The 19,014-nt window shown below is 65.0% G+C and carries 14 protein-coding genes and 1 riboswitch; of the genes, 1 reads left to right on the forward strand and 13 read right to left on the reverse strand.

Annotated features, from left to right (window positions below):
* Window positions 1-21: 21 nt before the first annotated feature.
* The 13 genes from AACH39_RS02405 to cbiB all read right to left on the reverse strand — a co-directional run bounded on the left by AACH39_RS02405 (window position 22) and on the right by cbiB (window position 17,373).
* Window positions 22-1,107 (reverse strand): GTP-binding protein, encoded by a 1,086-nt coding sequence (locus AACH39_RS02405; protein ID WP_215776093.1) that lies wholly within the window; start codon window positions 1,105-1,107, stop codon window positions 22-24.
* Entirely contained in the window at window positions 1,104-2,636 is a 1,533-nt protein-coding gene (cobJ, locus tag AACH39_RS02410; protein ID WP_215776091.1) for a precorrin-3B C(17)-methyltransferase, read from the reverse strand. The genes AACH39_RS02405 and cobJ overlap by 4 nt, the downstream gene beginning before the upstream one ends.
* Complete coding sequence (locus tag AACH39_RS02415; RefSeq protein WP_215776088.1) at window positions 2,633-3,397, reverse strand: cobalamin biosynthesis protein; 765 nt, start codon at window positions 3,395-3,397, stop codon at window positions 2,633-2,635. The genes cobJ and AACH39_RS02415 overlap by 4 nt, the downstream gene beginning before the upstream one ends.
* Complete coding sequence (gene cobM / locus AACH39_RS02420) at window positions 3,394-4,197, reverse strand: precorrin-4 C(11)-methyltransferase (protein WP_215782613.1); 804 nt, start codon at window positions 4,195-4,197, stop codon at window positions 3,394-3,396. Before cobM ends, AACH39_RS02415 begins: the two co-directional genes overlap by 4 nt.
* Window positions 4,194-4,931: a precorrin-2 C(20)-methyltransferase gene (gene cobI / locus AACH39_RS02425; protein ID WP_215782612.1), complete on the reverse strand. Its 738-nt coding sequence runs from the start codon at window positions 4,929-4,931 to the stop codon at window positions 4,194-4,196. Before cobI ends, cobM begins: the two co-directional genes overlap by 4 nt.
* Window positions 4,928-6,061: a cobalt-precorrin-5B (C(1))-methyltransferase CbiD gene (gene cbiD, locus AACH39_RS02430; protein WP_215782611.1), complete on the reverse strand. Its 1,134-nt coding sequence runs from the start codon at window positions 6,059-6,061 to the stop codon at window positions 4,928-4,930. The genes cobI and cbiD overlap by 4 nt, the downstream gene beginning before the upstream one ends.
* A complete protein-coding gene (locus AACH39_RS02435; protein ID WP_215782610.1) occupies window positions 6,058-7,602 on the reverse strand; it encodes a precorrin-8X methylmutase in 1,545 nt (514 codons plus the stop codon). Before AACH39_RS02435 ends, cbiD begins: the two co-directional genes overlap by 4 nt.
* Entirely contained in the window at window positions 7,599-8,309 is a 711-nt protein-coding gene (locus AACH39_RS02440) for a cobalt-precorrin-7 (C(5))-methyltransferase (RefSeq protein ID WP_215782609.1), read from the reverse strand. Before AACH39_RS02440 ends, AACH39_RS02435 begins: the two co-directional genes overlap by 4 nt.
* Entirely contained in the window at window positions 8,306-9,067 is a 762-nt protein-coding gene (gene cobA, locus AACH39_RS02445) for a uroporphyrinogen-III C-methyltransferase (protein ID WP_338620809.1), read from the reverse strand. The genes AACH39_RS02440 and cobA overlap by 4 nt, the downstream gene beginning before the upstream one ends.
* Window positions 9,064-10,977, reverse strand: a complete 1,914-nt coding sequence (locus AACH39_RS02450; protein ID WP_338620810.1) for a putative cobaltochelatase — start codon at window positions 10,975-10,977, stop codon at window positions 9,064-9,066. Before AACH39_RS02450 ends, cobA begins: the two co-directional genes overlap by 4 nt.
* A complete protein-coding gene (locus AACH39_RS02455; protein WP_338620811.1) occupies window positions 10,974-14,993 on the reverse strand; it encodes a cobaltochelatase subunit CobN in 4,020 nt (1,339 codons plus the stop codon). The genes AACH39_RS02450 and AACH39_RS02455 overlap by 4 nt, the downstream gene beginning before the upstream one ends.
* A 153-nt stretch (window positions 14,994-15,146) precedes the next feature.
* A riboswitch (cobalamin riboswitch) is annotated at window positions 15,147-15,332 on the reverse strand.
* Window positions 15,333-15,449: 117 nt separating this feature from the next.
* On the reverse strand, window positions 15,450-16,442 hold the full coding sequence (cobD, locus tag AACH39_RS02460; RefSeq protein WP_338620812.1) for a threonine-phosphate decarboxylase CobD: 993 nt from the start codon (window positions 16,440-16,442) through the stop codon (window positions 15,450-15,452).
* Window positions 16,435-17,373 (reverse strand): adenosylcobinamide-phosphate synthase CbiB, encoded by a 939-nt coding sequence (gene cbiB / locus AACH39_RS02465; protein WP_215782604.1) that lies wholly within the window; start codon window positions 17,371-17,373, stop codon window positions 16,435-16,437. The genes cobD and cbiB overlap by 8 nt, the downstream gene beginning before the upstream one ends.
* A 103-nt stretch (window positions 17,374-17,476) precedes the next feature.
* On the opposite strand from cbiB, the gene AACH39_RS02470 reads away from it, so the two are divergent.
* Window positions 17,477-18,949, forward strand: a complete 1,473-nt coding sequence (locus tag AACH39_RS02470) for a cobyric acid synthase (protein WP_215782603.1) — start codon at window positions 17,477-17,479, stop codon at window positions 18,947-18,949.
* The last annotated feature ends 65 nt before the right edge of the window (window positions 18,950-19,014 follow it).

Consider the following 19,014-nt stretch of genomic DNA (forward strand, 5'->3'; position numbering starts at 1 on the left):
GCCGTGTTTCTCCTGTTTGCCTTAACGCCACACTGTGCCAGTCAGTTCTCGCAGACGTTCCACAATCGCCGGGCGGCTGGGGTGGTAGCCGATGAACACCAGCTGCGCCTGTCTGGCCGGCGCGGCCTGAGGGGCATGACTCAACTCGATGCGGGTACGCACACCCTGGATCAGCAGGCGACCTTCGCCACTGGCCGGCATGGCAAACCCCTTGATGCGCAGCAGGGGTTGCTCGCGTGCAATGGCGGCCACGGCAGCACGCAGTCGTTCGCCATCCTGGGCCTCCGGGCTCTTGATCATGAAAGACTGCCAGCCCGGGTCCTGCTCATGAAAATGCTTGTGTGTATTCAGTCCGTGGCTGTGTGCCGCCCCCCCGCCATGGCTGTGGCCATCCAGCAGGCGCTGGTCGGCCAGCGGGCGGAAGCCCGGGCCCGGCAGGCTGGCGATCGGGCCGAAGTGGCGCTGGCGGTCGGCACTGGCCTCGTGCAGGTGCAGTCCAAGCGTCAGCCGGGTGTCCAGTTTGGCCTGATAAGCCAGCTCGATGAAGCGGATGGACGGGGCCAGAGCCCGCACCCGGGTCTCGGCGGTCAGCAGGGCGTCATCATCCAGCTGGTCAATCTTGTTCAACACCACGATGTCAGCAAAGGCCAACTGCTGTTCGAACATGGCGCCCACCGCCTGCTGGCTGAACGCATCGGCCAGCAGCAGCGGGGTGTCCACCACCGCCAGCGTGGCATCCAGCACGAAATAGGGCGCGAGCTCCGGGCTTTGCAGCCGTTCCATTACCGCGCTGGGCAGGGCCAGACCGGAGGTCTCGATCAGCACATGATCGATCAGAGCCCGGCGTTGCCACAGCGCCTGCATGGCAGGCAGGAAGTCCTGATCATCGTCATAGGCCACCAGACCATTGGCCAGATCATGAATCTCCACCGCGCTGTCCTGATGATCGCGCAGCAGCGTGCCATCAATGGAAATCTCGCCAAACTCATTGACCAGAATCGCCAGTCGGCGACCGCGCGTGTCACGGATCAGATTGGACAGCAAGGTGGTCTTGCCGGCACCCAGAAAGCCGGTCACGACGGTTACCGGGATGCGCGGCTGACTCATGATGCCACCTCGCTCAGCACGGCTTCGATGCTGTCGAGTCGTTGCGGATAGTCGAGCTGCGGGCGCTCTACCACGATAAACGGAATACCCAGGCGGGCCGCTGCCTCGGCCTTGGCGCGATACCCGCCGGCCTCGCCCGATTCCTTGCTGACCACGCAGTCGATGCCCCAGTCACGCCACAGCGTTTCGTTGGCTTCGCGCGAGAACGGACCCTGCATGGCGCAGAGATGGCCGCGCGGCATCCCCAGGTCCAGGACGCGTTGCAATTGCTGTGGGTCGGGTGCCATGCGCAGGAACCACTGTTTGTCGCTGGCGCCCGGCGCCTGCACAAAACGGCCCAGATCCTTCGACCCGGTGGCAAGGAAAATCCGCGAGCCCAGCTGCATGGCACGTTGAGCCGCCTGATCCATGTCGGCGACGCGTTCGGCCGGGTACTCGTCCGTCAGGCTGGGGCGTTCAAAACGTACATAGCGCAGCGACAGTTGTTGCGACAACTCGATCAGTTGTGTGGACATCTCGCTGGCATAGGGGTGGGTGGCGTCGATGATGGCACGGGCCTGGCTCTGGCTCAGCAACTCGCGACGACGCTCCAGGCCGAGTCGGCCGGCCACCGTGGTGACGTTCGGGCAGTGCAGGGCCGCCTGTTCGGCGCCATATTCGCTGGCACTGGAGACCACCACCTGATGGCCGGCCTCGGCCAGCTGCCGGGCCAGGGCATTGCCATCGCTGGTGCCGGAGAAGACCCACAGCGCGCCGGACGGCAGCTCGGCTGCCTTGATGGTTTCCGGAGAGTCCTGCCAGTTGCCGTAACCACGCGGGGTGAAGATCCAGTCACGCTTGCGCTGGGTGAAGCGGTTGCCGATCACCAGCGAGGTGAACATGTCGAACTGGCGTGTCCGCAGTTCGGCCAGGGTGACGATCTCGTGGCTCTGGTCTTCGCGGTACGCGTTGCGCACGATGCCGCACAGCGTTTCGGGACGCTTGTGTTGCAGCATGATGTCCAGAATGCGGTAGACGCCTTCCTGACGCTGACGGCTCTGCACGTTGTAGAACACGCAGGCCAGATCGGCCTGGGCAATGTGGCTGGCACGGGTTTCGATCCAGCTCCACGGGCAAAGCAGGTCGGACAGGCTCAGGGTGGCGAAGTCATGCGACAGCGGCGACCCCAGGACCGAGGCGCAGGCATTGGCAGCGGAAATGCCTGGCACGACCTGCACGTCGAAAGTGTCGCTTTCCAGCATGTCTTCAAAGGCCAGCGTGGCCATGGCATACACGCCGATATCGCCACTGGACAGCAAGGCTACCGTGCGGCCCGCACGTGCCTGCTCCAGGGCCAGTTGTGCGCGGGCACGCTCCTGGGTCATCGGTGGCGTATGGATCTCCTTGCCTTCCACCCACGGGCGCACCCAGGTCAGGTACAGCTCATAGGACACGATGACCTCGCTGGCCGCCAGGGCCTCGCGCACCATCGGCGGAATCAGTTGTGCCGTGCCCGGACCGACCGAGACCAGATAGAGTTTGCCGCTCATGCGTCAGCTTCCTTGTGAAAATAATCTTCAACGACTGCGACGGTGACACCGTCGCAGGCTGTTTTGGGGACAATGAGTTGCCCGCGCGGGCAGGCAATCAGGGCGCAGGGTTCGCAAACGCCATCGACACCGACGTTCTGCCGCACCCAGTCGGAGGCAATGCCGGTCCAGCCGCGAGCTGCCACATCAGCCCGTGCAATCACCCGCAGGGGCAGCTGGTGCTGCGCACAAAAGGCCAGCAGGCCGGGTTCATCGGCCTTGAGGTCGATGGTCGCGACTTCGCGTACTTCCGTCAGGGATCGCGGACCCAGCGCGTGCCGGACGGCAGCCTCAATCTCGTCCTGGCGTTTGCCGCGTCTGCAGCCGATGCCGAGCGTCAGCGGCTTCAGCGCCTCACTGGCGGTGGTGACCACCGGGGTGGCGCCGCACAGACGCGCCACGCGGTAGGCCAGCGCATTGGCACCGCCTTCATGGCCGCACAGCAGGGCAATGGCGAAGCGTGCCGCCTCGTCCAGCACCACCACGGCCGGATCGCTCAACTTGCTGGCCGGCAGACCGTCCAGATAGCGCACGGCAATGCCACTGGCCATCACCAGAATCCAGCGACGGTGCTGTGACCACGTGGCCTGGAACTGAACCTTGGCGGACAGCTCGCCCGGCGCCAGCCAGGGGCGGTACAACACCCCGTCGAGTGCCTGGGCCAGGTGCCGGCCGAGCGCCTCGCCTTCCGGCCGGACCAGCCAGATGCCCAGTTCGCTCACGCCGGGTTTTCCTCGGTTTTGGCGGCCTTTTTGGCCTTGCGTTCTTCGCTGTCGCGGAAGATATGCGTGTAGCCGGCAGAGTACAGGCAGGATTCGACCCCGCCTTCATTGGAGAGCGCCGGACCGACCAGCAGCAGGGTGGTCAGCAACCAGTCCTTTTGCTTGATCTCGCCCAGCAGTTTGCCCAGCGTACTGCGATGCAGGCGCTGATCGGGCCAGCTGGCCCGATGCACCAGAGCGACCGGGGTGTCGTCCGGGTAGTGCTTCTGCAGGTCGGCAATGGTGTCCTTCAGCCGCTGACCGGAGAGGAAAATGCACATGGTGGCGTGGTGGGCGGCAAAGCGATCGATCGACTCCAGTTCCGGCACCGCCGAGGCACGGCCGGAAACCCGGGTGAGAATGATCGACTGCGACACTTCCGGCTTGGTCAGCTCGCTGCCCAGGGCGGCGGCAGCGGCGGTAAACGAAGACACGCCCGGCACGATTTCATACTCGATGCCCAGCTTTTCCAGCCGGCGCATCTGTTCGGCGGTGGCGCCGTAAATCGCCGGATCACCCGAGTGCAGGCGGACGACGTCCAGATTGGCGTCGCGGGCACGTTCATAGCAGGCTTGCTGCTCGTCGAGCGACAGTTCTGCGGTGTCGAGCAGTTCGGCATCCGGCCGGCAGTGCTGCAGCATATCGCGCGGCACCAGCGAGCCGGCATACAGCACCATGGCAACCTGGCCCAGCAGGCGCGCGCCGCGCAGGGTGATCAGATCGGCAGCGCCGGGACCGGCGCCAATGAAATAGACTTTCATAGATGTCTCTTTTCTCGCGCCGTACGGCGGATCAACAGGGTAGACAGGTAACCGACGGCATCGCTGGCATCCAGCTGATCGACGCGCTCGCACAACACCTCATCGGCCAGACCGATGCGGCGTGCATAGGCGCAGTGCTCGGCAATGCCCATGCGTGTCAGCAAGGCCAGTACATCGTGCAGACGTTTGCCGATCTTCATCAGGATCACGATGTCGTGGCTCTCGATATCGGCCTGCAAGGCAGCCATATCGTCCGGGCAGGGCAGGATCAGCATGCGCTCCTTGCCCTCGCCCAGCGGCCAGGACAGCGCCGAAGCGGTGGCGGCAAAACTGGTAATGCCGGGCCAGGTGCGGTATTCAGCCTGCGGCAGCAGGTCACGCACCGCCGCCAGCAGGTAGCCGTAAGTGGAATAGGTCATGGCATCGCCGATGGTCAGATAGGCCACGGTAAGGCCCCGGCGCAGATCTTCGGCGACCGTCTGCGCCAGTTCGCCATAGTGCCGGGCCAGTACGCTGCGGTCCGGATCCATGTTGAACTCGATCTCGCGGAAGCGGCTCGGGTCAATGTCCAGACCGGCCAGGCACTGGCGGGCAATGGAAATGTCGCTTGAGCGGGCGCGCGGCAGAATGATGATGTCGGCCTGTCTCAGGTCGTTGAGCGCGGCCACCGCCATCAGGCCGGGCGTGCCTGGGCCGACGCCGATGCCGATGAATCGTCCGGGTTTCTGGCTCATGCGGCTTCTCCCAGCGGGGTGCCATCCATGCTGAACAGCCGGACCTGCAATTGATCCACGCTGGGGACGCGTGGATGCATCAACCCGGCCAGATGGCCTTCCAGCGCCTGCCAGAAGGCCTGTGCACGCGGGTCGGGCTGCAAAATCTGAATCACATTTTCCACGGTATTGGCTTTCTCGATCTGTAACACAATCTCGGGTTCGAAGCCGAAGCGGGCGGCGAACTGGGCCACGCCCTGCATGGCCATCGGGCTCTTGCTGGAGTGGGTATCCCAACTGCCGTCGAGCAGCTTGGCCAGCTTGCCGGGGTGGCCCAGCACCCACAGGGTGTCGAGGCGTGCCGACTGCTCTTGCAGGATGGCTTCGGTATGGTCGAGCGAATCGCCCATGAAATTGGCGATCTGCACCACCTGATGTTTGGCGAGCTGCAGGGTCTCGGCGGCAAAGCCGCGACCGATCTTGCCCGGTGTGAGGGCAATGGCCGGCGGGGGGCTGTCTCCCAGTGCCACCCGGATATACACCTCAATGGAGGCGATCCATGCGGCCAGCGACATCGGCTCGACAATGCCGCTGGTGCCGAGAATCGAAATGCCCCCGACAATGCCCAGCAGCGGATTGAAGGTGCGCCGGGCGATGCGTGCCCCGTCGATACAGCCGATGGCCAGATCGAAACCAGGGTCGGGGCGGCCGGCCAGGACTTCATCGACTGCCAGCCGCATCATCTGCCTCGGTACGGGGTTGATGGCTGCCTCGCCGGGCGGGATGCGCAGCCCCGGCGCCGTGACGGTGCCAACCCCCTCGGCGGCCAGATAGCGCAACTGACCGCTGTCGTTGCGTCGCACTTCGGCAAAAATGGTGGCGCCCTGCGTGGTGTCCGGGTCATCCCCGGCGTACTTGATCACTTCGGCGCGCGCCATGCCCCCCTTGACGGGCCAGACCTTGTCCACCGGCACGTCGAGATAGAAATCCGGATCGGGCAGGCTGATTTCGACCGATGACACCAGCCGGCCATCCAGCAATTGCAGCAGGGCCGCCTTGACGGCCGCCGTGGCGCAACTGCCGGTGGTGCGGCCGCGCATCAGCCCGTTGGGGGCCGGTACGCTCAGGTCGAAGGCGCGGCGTGCGGTCATTGCGCCTGCTTCTCCCGGTAGACATGCTCGATGCCGGCAATCATCAGGGCGTTGACCACGGTCGCGGCCCAGGGGGAGCCGCCACGGGTGCCGCTATTGGTAATGCGCGGGACCTGCATCAGCTTCTTCAGGGCGTCCTTGCATTCGCGCGTGCCGACAAAGCCGACCGGCAGACCGACCACCAGCTGCGGGCGCCAGCCCTGTTCGCGTACCAGGCGAACCACTTCCATGATGGCGGTCGGCGCATCACCGATGGCCACCACCACATCGTTGCCGAATTTTTGCCAGGCGCGGCGAATGCCGGCCGCCGAACGGGTCAGGCCATGTGCCTCGGCCAGCAGGCGGGTTTCTTCGTCATGCACACCGCACCAGGTTTCCACGCCCAGCTGCTTGAGTACGGCACGTTTCAGGCCGGTCTCCACCATGGTGACGTCGGTGACGATGCGCTGACAGCGCAGCAGGGCGCGCATGCCGATGTCGGCGGCGCCCGGAGAGAAGAACATCTCGTCGACGCAGCTGAAGTCGCCGGTGGTATGCACCAGACGCTTGAGCGCCAGGTGCTGATCTGGCGGAAATGCTGACCAGTCACGCCCTTCGGTGATGATGCGCATGCTCTCGGCTTCGATCGGGTGCGGCTGGTAGGCCGGCCACTCGCTTGCGGTGAGCACGGCATCAGCACGGACCTTGAGGTGGTGTGCCTGCTGCGGCAGGCCGACTTTGCTCTCGAAACCGACAATGCGGGTGCGGTACTGGCACAGCGAGCAATTCATGTTGGCTTCGCCGCGCAGCCCCTGTTCGGCCCGCTCCAGCAGCACGTCGGCGACCAGTGCATGGGCGCCGAGATAGCCGGCTTTCAATACCTCGATCTCGTCATGGCGTTGCGCCAGATCGTCCGCCGCACTGTAGATGCGCTTGACCAGCACACCGTCAAACAGGAAATAGGGCAGCACGATCAGGCGGCGGCAGCCCAGCCGGGCAGCACTTTGCAGGCCGTCGGCCACCAGCGGGCTGGCGGTGCCGGAGTAGCAGACAAAGGCGGCACCAAAGCCCATGCCTTCCTGCAGCATGCGTGCCAGCTTGTGCACATCCCCATTGGCATCCGGGTCCGAGGTGCCGCGGCCGACCACCACCAGGCAGGTATCAGCCCGTGCCACGGTGGCCGGACTGTCGCCTTCGGCACGAATAATCCGCTCGCGGCAGACCTCCAGCAGCTTAGGGTGCAGATTCATGGTGGCGGCAAACTGGAAGCTGACCTCCGGGTGCGTGTTTTGCAATGCCGCCAGCTCGGCCGGCAGGTCGTTCTTGGCATGCATGGCCGCCAGCAGTACCGCCGGTGTCATGACGATGCGGCGTGCGCCCTGGGCAATCAGGCGTTCGGCAGCCTGGCCGATGGTGGGCTCGGCAAACTCCAGGAAGCCATGGGCCAGGGCCGGATGGCGCTGCTGCATCAGGTGACTGAGCTGGTTGAACTCGTCGATGCCGTCCGGGTCACGGCTGCCGTGCCCGGCCAGCAGCACGGCAAAATCGTCTGCCGGGTTCATGCCACGACCTCCGGCGCCGGTTCGATCTGGCTGGCCATCGGGGTCTTGCAGCGAATCAGCATGATGCTCATGTCGGAGCAGCGGTGTTCGGCACATTCGGCCAGCGTGCCATGCCACTCGGCTTCATTGCGCGTCAGATTTTCCCAGACTTCGGTTTTGAGTGTCGGGTCGATGCCTTGTGCAATCAGATAAGCAGCGATGTGCCAGGGCATGAAGGAGCGCGCCTCGTCCCACGGGCAGGGGATCACGATGGCGTTGCGCTCGTCCTGCAGCACGTGAACCAGATGGCGCTTGAACGGTTCGAGGTCGCCGCGACGGTGCAGGGTGATGAAGCTGGTTTCGTCGAAGCAGACCTTGGCGCGCGAGGCCAGTACCTGGGCCGAGGTGATGCCCGGCATGGTTTCGACCGGGTGCCCGCAGGCGCGCTCGACTCGCTCGAGGTACTGGAAGCCGCTGAAATGGATATCACCCATGAACACCACGACGCAGCGCTTGCCGGCATGGTGCATGGCCGCGACCTTGTCCAGCTGTGCCACCTGATCGCGGTAGCCCATCTGCACCACTTCGGCGCTGGCCGGAATCAGCGGACGCACCACGTCGATGACCGCATTGAAGCCGGCCACGACGTCTGCGTTAGCCAGCAGTTCTGCGGAACGGCGGGGCAGGTAACCAATATCGCCGGGACCGGCGCCGATACAGATAATCATGTCAATTCCTCGAGTTGCTGCAATGACGTTGTGAATTCGCTGTGTGCCAGGCTGACGGTTCGACCAATAATCAGCAGCGCCGGGCTGCCGATGCCGCGCTGTTCGACGGCGCGGGCCAGCTGGCCGAGTGGCGCCAGCGCCTGGCGCTGCTCGGGGCGGGTGCCGTATTGAATGGCGGCGGCCGGCATGTCGGCCGCCATGCCGCCGGCGATCAGGCGCTGGCTGATGTGGGCCAGATTGTTCAATCCCATGTAGACCACCAGCGTCATGCCGCTTTGCGCCAGGACGGCCCAGTCCGGCTCGTCGCCGTCCTTGTGGCTGTGGCCCGAGACAAAGGTCACGCCATGGACAAAATGGCGGTGGGTCAGCGGTATGCCGAGCGTGGCCGGCACGGCGCTGCCCGAGGTGATGCCGCTGATGATCTCGACTTCAATGCCGGCGGCCAGCAGGGTCTGCATTTCTTCACCGCCGCGCCCGAAGATGAACGGGTCGCCACCCTTGACCCGGGCGACCTGTCGGCCGGCCTGCGCCGCCTGCAGCAACAGGGCCTCGATCTCGTGCTGGGCAGCGGAGTGCGCACCACAGCGCTTGCCGACATGAATCACTTCCACATTCGGTGCGGCAAACTGCAAGACCTCCGGATTGGCCAGATCGTCGATCAGGATCAGGTCGGCCTGACCCAGCCGGCGGACCGCCTTGAGCGTCAACAGTTCCACGTCGCCGGGGCCGGCGCCGATCAAAAATACCTTGCCCTTCATCGGCCAAGCCTTTCGCGAATCGTTAATGTCAGGTGCTCGCCGGACAATTCGTCCAGCGCCAGATAGTCGGCCTGCAGGGCCTCGGCCAGTTGCCGGGCTTGTCCCAGCCGCACAAAGCCGCTTTCCGTGTCCAGCACCAGCGTGGCATGACCCTCATCGGCCAGTTGGCGGGCGAAGGTCAGGGCCTCGCGCCACGGATCCTGACCTTCGTTCAGCGCGACATTGGCGCGGCCGTCGGACAGGATGACCAGCAGCGGGGCGATCTGCTCACTGTGTCGGGCCAGAACGTCGCCGGCCAGCGCCAGTGCCTGTGGCAGGGGGGTGCGTCCGCCGGTCGGCAAGTTTTCCAGCGCTGCGTGTGCCTGCTCGACCTGGCGCGTCGGTGCCAGCACCAGTTCGGCCTGGCGACCGCGGAAGGCAATCACCCCGACCTGATCCCGGCGCTGATAGGCATCGGAGAGCAAGCTGAGCACGCAGCTCTTGACCGCGGCCATGCGCTGCTCGGCTGCCATGGAGCCGGAGGCGTCGACCACCAGCAGGATCAGGTTGCCCTGCTGGCCAACCCGTTCCTTGCGGTGCAGATCGGCGCGGGTGACGGAAAAATGCTGCGCGTCGCGCATCAGGGCGTGACGCAAGGTGGCATCCAGCGCCAGCTGTGACGGCTGACTGTCCGGTACGGCGCGCACATACTGACCGTGGCGGCTGTGCTCGGCCTGGCTGCGTCGCCCGGCCGCGCTGCTGCGTGTCTGGCTGTCGACCTGCAGGTGGCCGATTTCCCGTGGTGGGGCTGCGGCAATCAGCGTGGTGTCCTGGTCGTCGTTTGGCGATTCGCCGCTCTGGTCTTCTTGCGGTTCTTCGGCGGTCTGCTCGCCCTCGGGAGGTTGTCCCGCAGGTGGGGGTGACTGCTGTTGGCGCGTCAGTTGCTCCAGCTTGTCCTGATCCATGCCGGTCTGCTCGAACGGCTTGTGGCGGCGCCGGTGCGGCAAGACCAGCAAGGCGGCATCTCGCACGTCCTCCGCGCGTACTTCGTCGCGCCCGCCCAGTGCTGCCAGCGCACGGGAGGCCTTGTACAGCACGATGTCGGCACGCAGGCTGGCCACTTCAAATTCGCAGCACAGCTGGCTGATAAAGCCGAGCAGGTTGTCAGACAGGCGGGTTTGGGGTAGCTGGTCCCGGGCGACGGCGATGGCCTGCTGCAGTTGCCGGCTTTCGGCCTGCCATTGCTGCTCGAAGGCCAGCGGATCGGCTTCAAAGGCCAGGCGGCGGCGTACCACCTCCGTGCGTTCGGCCGGATCTTTCGCTGCGCTGACATCCACCATCAGGCCGAAGCGATCGAGCAACTGCGGACGCAGATTGCCTTCTTCCGGGTTCATGGTGCCGATCAGGCTGATGCGGGCCGGGTGACTCAGCGACAGGCCTTCGCGCTCGACGGTGTTGCTGCCCATGGCGGCGACATCCAGCAGCACATCAACCAGGTGGTCGGCCAGCAGGTTGACTTCGTCGATATACAGGATGCCGCGGTGTGCCGCTGCCAGCAGCCCCGGCTTGAAGGCCTGACGACCGTTCTGCAGGGCCGCTTCGAAATCCAGGCTGCCGAGCACCCGGTCTTCGGTGGCGCCCAGTGGCAGGTTGACGAAGGGGGCCGGGCTTTCCTGTGGCACATGGTCGGTGCCCTGGCACACCGGGCAGTGCGCCAGCGGGTGTTGCGGATCACAGTTGTAGCCACAGCCCGGGGTACGGGCGATATGCGGCAACAGGGCGGCCAGGCCGCGCGCAGCGGTACTCTTGGCGCTGCCTTTGTCGCCGCGGATCAGCACGCCACCCAGTGTCGGGTCGACGGCACACAGCAGCAGCGCCTGTTTCAGCTGCTGCTGACCGACGATGGCAGCAAAGGGGTATATCTGCTTCATGATCGCGATTCTCCGCGTGCTTCCAGCCAGGCTTCGCTCTGCAGGTGCAGGGCGCGCAGGCGGGCCAGGGTGTCGGCATCCGGTTCGGCCCACAGCTGGCGTTCCGCCGCTTCCAGCAGACGCTCGGTGATGGCATTCATCGCCCAGGGATTGTTGTCGGCAAAGAACTGTTGCATGTCGGCGTCCAGCGCATAGCGTTCTGCCAGCGTCTGGTAGACCCAGTCGTCGACCACGTGGGCGGTGGCGTCGTAGCCGAACAGGTAGTCGACGGTCGCGGTCAGCTCCAGACCGCCTTTGTAGCCATGCTTCTGGATGCTGGCGATCCACTTGGGGTTGACCACCCGGCTGCGGAACACCCGCAGGACTTCCTGCTTCAGACCGCGCACCGCCGGGTTATCCGGGTTGTGACTGTCGCCGAACTCCTGCCGGGGCTGACGGCCGCTCAGGCTGCGGATGGTGGCGATCATGCCGCCGTGGTATTGCAGATAGTCGTCGCTATCGAAAATGTCGTGCTCGCGGTTGTCCTGGTTGTGCAGCGCCACTTCAGTGCCGGCCAGACGATGGCGCAAGGCATCGCGGGCATCGCAGCCATTGTGCTGGCGGCTGTAACCATAGCCGCCCCAGTTGATGTAGGCGCTGGCAAAGTCGTGCTCGTCCTGCCAGTTCTGCTGCTGGATCAGTGGCAGAATGCCGGCGCCATAGGTGCCGGGTTTGGAGCCGAAGACCCGCAGCAGGGCCTGGGCCTCGGTCTGCTGGCCGAGAATCTGCTGTGTCAGATCCTGCAGATAGTGCTTGCGCAGGAAATTCTGTTCGACCGGCTCGTCCAGCCTTGCCACGGTTTCCACCGCCTGATCCACCAGATGGATCAGGTGCGGGAAGGCGTCGCGGAAAAAGCCGCTGATACGCACGGTGACGTCGATGCGCGGGCGGCCCAGTTCGGTCAGCGGGATGACCTCAATGCCCTGTACGCGACGGCTCTCGGCCTGCCAGACCGGGCGTACGCCGAGCAGGGCCAGGATTTCGGCAATGTCATCGCCGTGGGTGCGCATGGCGCTGGTGCCCCAGACGCTGATGCTGACGGATTCGGGCAGCTTGCCGGTCTCCTGCTGGTGGCGGGCAATGACTTCGCGTGCCAGCTCGGCGCCGATTTTCCATGAGGCCTGCGACGGCAGACTGCGCGGGTCGACCGAATAGAAATTGCGACCGGTCGGCAGGACATGAGCCATGCCGCGTGTTGGCGCGCCGCTGGGTCCGGCCGGCACGTAGCCGCCTGCCAGACCGTGCAGCAGGTTGTCGATTTCCTCGCGGGTGCGTGCCAGGTCCGGTTCCAGTTGGCTGCACAGATAGTCCAGTACGCTGAGTAATGCAGGATCCGGTGCCATGCCGGGCAGCGCGGTGGCGATGCAGGCAGGGATGGCTTCGCGGGCAAAGTGATGGCTGGCCAGTCCGGCCACCAGCTGACGCGACAAGGCGGCAATCGCTTCCAGCGCATCGGCATGGGTGACCAGTGGTCGTGGACTCAGACTGGCGAGCCGGGCTGGTACCGTTTCCAGACGACGACCCTTGTCTTGTTCCAGGGCGGCCGGGTCCAGGCCGAGGGCGCGTGTCACGCTGCCGGGCAAGGAAGGGATCTGCAGATTGGCCAGTCGGGTCAGGGCGCACAGCATGTCGATCAGCGCTTCGCCCTGCGGGGCCTGGCCGAGAATGTGCAGACCGTCGCGAATCTGTGCCGCACCCAGTTCGCACAAATAGCCATCAATGTCTTCGATCAGGTGCGCGACATCGACCCCGTCCATGCCGGCCAGGGTCTTCGGGACGCCGTGCTCGTCCGGTGTGTCGTCCCAGTGGTGATCGTGATCATGGTGATGGTGGTCACCATGGTCATGGTCATGATCGTGGGGGTGCGGGTGGCCATGGTGATGGCCGTGAGCAGCGTGCGGTTTGCCCGCCGGACGGTAGTGGGCCGCCCCCTTGACCGGGGTGCGGTAGCCGCTGCTGGCTGCGGTGGCGGGCCTGAGCGGCGGGTGGGCATGGTCATGATCGTGGTCATGACCATGCGCCAGCATGGCGCCCAGGTCAGCATCCAGCTTGGCCTCCTTGATCAGATCCCAGATCTGCTGCTGCAGGATCGGCAGCTTGGATGGGTCCAGCATTTCCACCTGGTAGTACTCGTCGACCAGCTGAGTCAGCTGTGCCAGCGGTCCATAGGTGTCTGCCGTGGTCATCGGTGGCGTCAGATGGTCGATGATGACGGCGTGGGCGCGGCGCTTGGCCTGCGAGCCTTCGCCCGGATCATTCAGGATGAAGGGATAAAACAGCGGCATGTCACCCAGAACGGCATCGGGGAAGCAGTCTTGTGACAGACCTACGCCTTTGCCGGGCAGCCATTCCAGCGTGCCGTGCTTGCCGACATGCACGATGGCATCAGCCTGCCATTCGTCGCGCAGCCAGCAATACAGGGCGTAGTAGTGGTGGGTCGGCGGCAGGTCCGGGGTGTGATAAATGGCATCCGGATCCATGCCGTAGCCGCGCGGCGGTTGCAGGGCGACAAAGGCATTGCCGAACTGCATGCCCGAGAAGTAAAGCTGCTCCTGATGCACATAGGCCGTACCGGGGGCCTCACCCCAGCGCTGGTTCATGCGTTGTTGCAGCGAGGCGGGCAGTTCGGCGAACCATGCTGCGTAGCGTGCCGCCGGCACCCGCGCAATCGCCTGCATCATCTGGGTACTGGTCAGGTAGTCCTGGTCGTAGGCTCCCCGGTCAATCAGCTGGTGCATCAGGCTGGTGCTGTCTGCCGGCAGTCCCTCGACCTGATAGCCATGGGTCTGCATGGCTTGCAGGATGGCCCAGAGCGAGGCGGGGGAGTCCAGGCCGACGGCATTGCCGATCTGTGCCGCCTTGCTATTGGAGTTGGTGAAGATGAAGGCGATGCGTTTCTCGTGCGCCGGGGTGGTGCGCAGCCTGACCTGACGTGCCACGATGCCGGCCAGACGGCGGACCCGGTCGGGCACCGGGGCATAGCTGGTTTCGCTGCTGGCCTGATCGGCATGCGCCTCCTTGAAGGAAACCGGCACGCTGATCAGTCGGCCGTCAAACTCCGGCAGTGCCACGTTCATGGCGGTGTCCAGCGGGTTGAGGCCGCGGTCGGCTGCGAGCCACTGCGCCTCGGTCATATTGCTGGTGATGGCTTGCAATACCGGCACATCCAGTTGCTCAAATGCGCTCACCGACCAGCCTGCCTGGGTCGCACCGTCAGGGTTGACTTCGCCGATGGCAAAGGAGGTGGTGTTGACCAGCGCCTCGATCGGCTCGGCCAGCAGATCATTGAGCGCCGCCGGCAGTCCTTGCTCGCCCGGCGTGCGCAGCGAGGCGGTAAACAGTGGCAGGGTGTTCAGCTGGCGCTCGTGCAGGGCATCGATCAGGGCATCGACAAAGCGGGTATTGCCGGACAGCCAGTGGGCGCGATAGAACACCAGGCCGACGGTCGGCCATTGGGGGTTGCGGATGGCGCGCCAGTCATCCAGCGTTGCCAGGGCGCCCAGTTCCGGATGGTACAGGCCGTGGTCCGGCAACGTGAGCGGCTCGGCATAGCCATGACCGGTCATCAGCAGGCGGTCGGAGAGACAACGCAGCATGTGAGCCAGATTGTCGCTGCCGCCAGCCTGCAGATAAGCGTTGATTTCCTGTTGCAGCCCGTGGCCGACATTGCACAGGGCGGTCAGGTCCGGGTCGGGCTCGCCGGTGCCGCTGATGATCACCAGATGGTGATGGTGCTGGCGGATATGGGTCAGCAACAGGTCGAAGCCGGCGATGGCTTCGGCGCGGCCCAGGACGCGTACCACGAAGACGCTGGTGTCGCGCAAAGGGCCGTTCAGCAACTGCTGCATGGCCTCAGCACTGTCGATGGCTTGCAGGTTGATGCCGTTGACGGCGACAAAGTCGGCGGGCAGCGGGGCGCGCAGCAGGGCGGACAGATCAGTGCCGGCGTGGCTCAGCAGGGCAATGCCGTGACTCATGCCACACCTTCGGCAGCATGGACGGACAGGAAATGGTAGCGGTGCATCGGCGCCCTCGGATGACGTTGTGTCGTCGAGAGCGAGGGCAGCAGTCTGGGGAGAATGGTCCGGTCTGCATGCTTGTCCACCAGTACACCCCGACTGGTTCTAGCTCACGTCGACAAGTCTGACGGCCGGTCTCCTGGCTCGCGCGTCATCGCCTTGAATCGCCTTCCCGGTCGGATGCCCGGTGGCAGTGGATTCAGACTCTTCGCTTACAGTTGCGGGGGCAGCTGCGGCATTGAACCGCATTCCCGTTTCACCCGTTGCAACACGGGCACCGTCATGTAAAGGGCGAATATTACGTGATGAATGGGTAACTTTGGTAAAAAAATGAACAAAGTTTGACTTAGGTCGGGATAGGAGGGGGGAGTATCCTCCGGCGGCACAGGCAAACGATTGCCTGTGCCGCCGGCGTTAGCTTTTGACCAGGCTGAGGCTGGCCAGCGCCTGATCCAGTCGCGCCCAGTCACTTTCTTGCGCTGGCAGACCGAAACGCAGGCTTGGCGGCGCGTCGAATAAGCGGGTGAGGATGCCCTGGCTGGCCAATTGCCGATGCAGCATGGCCGCTTGCGGATGGCACACCCACTGGAATAGCGGCGTGGACCCGCCTGGCGCCAGGCCATGCCGGCGCAGCAGCGTGGCCAGCCGGTCACTTTCGGCCGGCAGGCGCTGGCGCATGGCCGCCTGCCAGGCCCGGTCCTGCAAGGCCATTCTGACGGCCTGGCGCGCCGGGCCGGCCAGGGTCCAGGGGCCGAGCTCGTCCTGCAGTGCCTCGATCAGCGCTGGCCAGGCAAAAACAAAGCCGGCGCGCGCGCCGGCCAGGCCAAAGAATTTGCCGATGGAGCGCAGGATGATCAGGCCGGGCTGGCCAGCCAGCGGCAGCAGGCTGCGTTCCGGTGTGACGTCGAGGAAGGTTTCATCCAGCACCAGCCAGCCGTCGCGTTGACGCAGGCGCGCATGCCATTCGCGCAGTTGGGCCGGCTCGGGCAGCCAGCCGGTCGGATTGTTGGGGGTGCACAGCTGCAGCACGTCCACTTGCGGCAGCGCGGCATCAATGTCTTCCGGTGCCAGGCGCAGAACATGGTGTCCCTGCTTTTGCCAGGCGTACGGGTGTTCTGCGTAGGTCAGTGTCAGCATGCCGACCCGGCAGGGCGGGCGCAGGCGCGGCAGGGTCTGGATGGCGGCTTGCGAGCCGGCCACGGCCAGTGGTTGTGGCGCCGCGTAGAAGTCACTGGCGGCTTGCTCCAGACCGTCGTCCAGCTCCGGCAGGCGCTGCCAGCTACTGGCCTCGATGGCCGGAACAGGCCAGCCATGCGGGTTGAGGCCGGTCGAGAGGTCGACCCAGTCTTCCAGGGCGATACCGTATTGTCGCGCGGCGGCGCGCAGTCCCCCTCCGTGCTTAAGCATGCCAGCCTCCCCAGCACAATGCGGCCAGCAGTCCCAGCAGTCCCCAGGCCCACATGCCGCGCCGGACCAGGGCGACGGCGCGGCGGATGTCGGCCATTTCTGGCTCGCGCCCGGCGCCGAGGGCGGGGCGCGCCTTGATCTTGCCGTGGTATACCGCCGCGCCGCCCAGCGAGAGATTCAGGGCGCCGGCGCCGGCGGCCATGACCGGCCCGGCATTCGGGCTGTACCAGGTCGAGGCCTGTGCCATCCAGCAGCGCCAGCCGACACGGGTGTTGCCCAGCAGGACATAGGTCAGCGCGGTCAGTCGCGCCGGAATCAGGTTCAGCAGGTCATCGAAGCGTGCCGCGGCCCAGCCGAAGTACTGGTAGCGCTGATTGCGATAGCCCCACATGGCGTCCAGCGTGTTGGCCAGCCGGTAGAGCACCACGCCGGGGGCGCCGGCCAGCAGAAACCAGAACAGTGCGGAAAACACGGCGTCACCGCCGTTTTCCAGGACGGATTCGACCGTGGCGCGCGCAATCTGGCTTTCTGTCAGCTCGTCGGTCTGGCGGCTGACGATCATGCCGACCCGCTGGCGTGCCAGCGGCAAATCGTGCTGCTCCAGCGCACTGGCCACCGCTTCGGCGTGCTGTGCCAGGCTTTGTGCGCCAATGGCCAGGTACAGCAACAGCACGGCGACGGCGTTGCCCAGCAGCGGCAGACGGGCGAGGGCCCAGGCCAGCAGTGTCAGGGGCAGCAACAGCAGGCTAATGCCGCAGAGCCCGCGCAGGCGCATGCGCCATGCCGGTTCGGTGTCGGGGTGGCGCGGGTAGAACATGGCTTCTACGCCTTGCGTCAGGCGGCCGAATCCAACCAGAGGATGGTAGCGGCGCGGTTCGGCCAGCAGGCGGTCGAGCAGCAGGGCAAGCAAAAGAAAACTGGCGTTGATCACTTTGTCGGCCTATATAATTCGGCTCTTGCGACCCGAATGGGTCATGGAAAAAGTCGCCATTCTAGGACGAGTGCAAGAAAAATGCGCGTCCGGAGATCAAATCATGTCTGCAAAAACCCTGATGATCCAGGGCACCACCTCGGACGCCGGCAAGAGTACGCTGGCCGCCGGGCTGTGCCGTCTGCTGGCCCGGCGCGGTGTCCGCGTTGCGCCATTCAAGCCGCAAAATATGGCGCTCAATAGTGCCGTGACCGTGGATGGCGGCGAAATCGGACGCTCGCAGGCGGTGCAGGCCCTGGCGTGTGGCATTGAGCCGCATACCGATATGAACCCGGTCTTGCTCAAGCCGAACAGCAATATGGGATCACAGGTCATCATCCAGGGGCGTTCGATCGGCAATATGGATGCCGTGCCCTATCACGCCTACAAGCCCAAGGCCCGTGAGGCGGTGCTGGCGTCGTTTCACCGGCTGGCCGAACAGTATCAGTGCGTGGTGGTGGAAGGGGCCGGCAGCCCGGCAGAGATCAATCTGCGCGAGGGCGATATTGCCAATATGGGCTTTGCCGAGGCGGTCGATTGCCCGGTGTTGCTGGTGGCGGACATTGATCGCGGCGGGGTGTTTGCCCATCTGGTCGGTACGCTCGAATTGCTGTCGCCCAGCGAGCGCCAGCGGGTGGTGGGGTTTGTCATCAATCGCTTTCGCGGTGACATCGCTCTGCTGCAGCCGGGGCTAGACTGGCTGGTGCAGAAGACCGGCAAGCCGGTGCTCGGGGTCTTGCCCTATCTGATGGGCTTGCATATCGAGGCCGAGGACAGCATCAGCCAGAAAGGCTCGGCCGAAGCCGGTACCGGGCGTGCGGTCCTGCGCGTGGTGGCACCGGTCTATCCGCGCATCAGCAATCACACTGATTTTGACCCCTTGCGTCTGCATCCCCAGGTTGAACTGACCCTGGTGGGGCCGGGGCAGCCGGTGCCGCCGGCCGATCTGATGATCCTGCCGGGCAGCAAGAGCGTGCGCGATGATCTGGCCTGGCTGCACCAGCATGGCTGGGCGCCTGCGATCCGGCGTCATCTGCGCTATGGCGGTAAATTGATCGGCATTTGCGGCGGGTATCAGATGCTCGGCGGGCAGATTCATGATCCGCTCGGGCTGGAGGGGGCCCCGGGCAGTTGCCCGGGGCTGGGTTTGCTGGACATGGAAACCACGCTGGCAGCCGAGAAATGTCTGACCCGGGTGGAAGGGGTACTGGCGGGCAGCGGGGCCTCGGTCACCGGTTACGAGATTCACATGGGGGTGACGCAAGGTCCGGCACTGGACCGGCCTGCGGTGCTGCTGGCGGACAAATGCGACGGGGCGATGTCGCAAGACGGGCAGATCATGGCCACGTATTTGCATGGACTGTTCGATCACCCGCAGGCTTTGCAGTCCCTGCTGGATTGGGCGGGCCTGGCGAGGGCTGAAGTCATCGATTACCCGGCTCTGCGCCAGCAGCACATTGACCGGCTGGCAGATTCGCTGGAGGCACATCTCGATCTGGTGCGTCTGAGTGCCGTGCTGCCGGGGCTGGGCGCCTGACGCGTTCCAAGGTCCGGCGCCTTTTTGATGGTGGCTCGCGTATCATGGCGGGATTGTAGAGATTG

Origin of the sequence: Paludibacterium flexuosum (assembly GCF_037076605.1) — a bacterium.
Taxonomy (GTDB): domain Bacteria; phylum Pseudomonadota; class Gammaproteobacteria; order Burkholderiales; family Chromobacteriaceae; genus Paludibacterium.

What these genes read in the sequence shown, in the direction of transcription:
- AACH39_RS02405 (WP_215776093.1), bottom strand. Translation starts at nt 1,107, where the DNA reads ATGAGTCAGCCGCGCATCCCGGTAACCGTCGTGACCGGCTTTCTGGGT.
- cobJ (WP_215776091.1), bottom strand. Translation starts at nt 2,636, where the DNA reads ATGAGCGGCAAACTCTATCTGGTCTCGGTCGGTCCGGGCACGGCACAA.
- cobM (WP_215782613.1), bottom strand. Translation starts at nt 4,197, where the DNA reads ATGAAAGTCTATTTCATTGGCGCCGGTCCCGGCGCTGCCGATCTGATC.
- cobI (WP_215782612.1), bottom strand. Translation starts at nt 4,931, where the DNA reads ATGAGCCAGAAACCCGGACGATTCATCGGCATCGGCGTCGGCCCAGGC.
- cbiD (WP_215782611.1), bottom strand. Translation starts at nt 6,061, where the DNA reads ATGACCGCACGCCGCGCCTTCGACCTGAGCGTACCGGCCCCCAACGGG.
- AACH39_RS02435 (WP_215782610.1), bottom strand. Translation starts at nt 7,602, where the DNA reads ATGAACCCGGCAGACGATTTTGCCGTGCTGCTGGCCGGGCACGGCAGC.
- AACH39_RS02440 (WP_215782609.1), bottom strand. Translation starts at nt 8,309, where the DNA reads ATGATTATCTGTATCGGCGCCGGTCCCGGCGATATTGGTTACCTGCCC.
- cobA (WP_338620809.1), bottom strand. Translation starts at nt 9,067, where the DNA reads ATGAAGGGCAAGGTATTTTTGATCGGCGCCGGCCCCGGCGACGTGGAA.
- AACH39_RS02450 (WP_338620810.1), bottom strand. Translation starts at nt 10,977, where the DNA reads ATGAAGCAGATATACCCCTTTGCTGCCATCGTCGGTCAGCAGCAGCTG.
- AACH39_RS02455 (WP_338620811.1), bottom strand. Translation starts at nt 14,993, where the DNA reads ATGAGTCACGGCATTGCCCTGCTGAGCCACGCCGGCACTGATCTGTCC.
- cobD (WP_338620812.1), bottom strand. Translation starts at nt 16,442, where the DNA reads ATGCTTAAGCACGGAGGGGGACTGCGCGCCGCCGCGCGACAATACGGT.
- AACH39_RS02470 (WP_215782603.1), top strand. Translation starts at nt 17,477, where the DNA reads ATGTCTGCAAAAACCCTGATGATCCAGGGCACCACCTCGGACGCCGGC.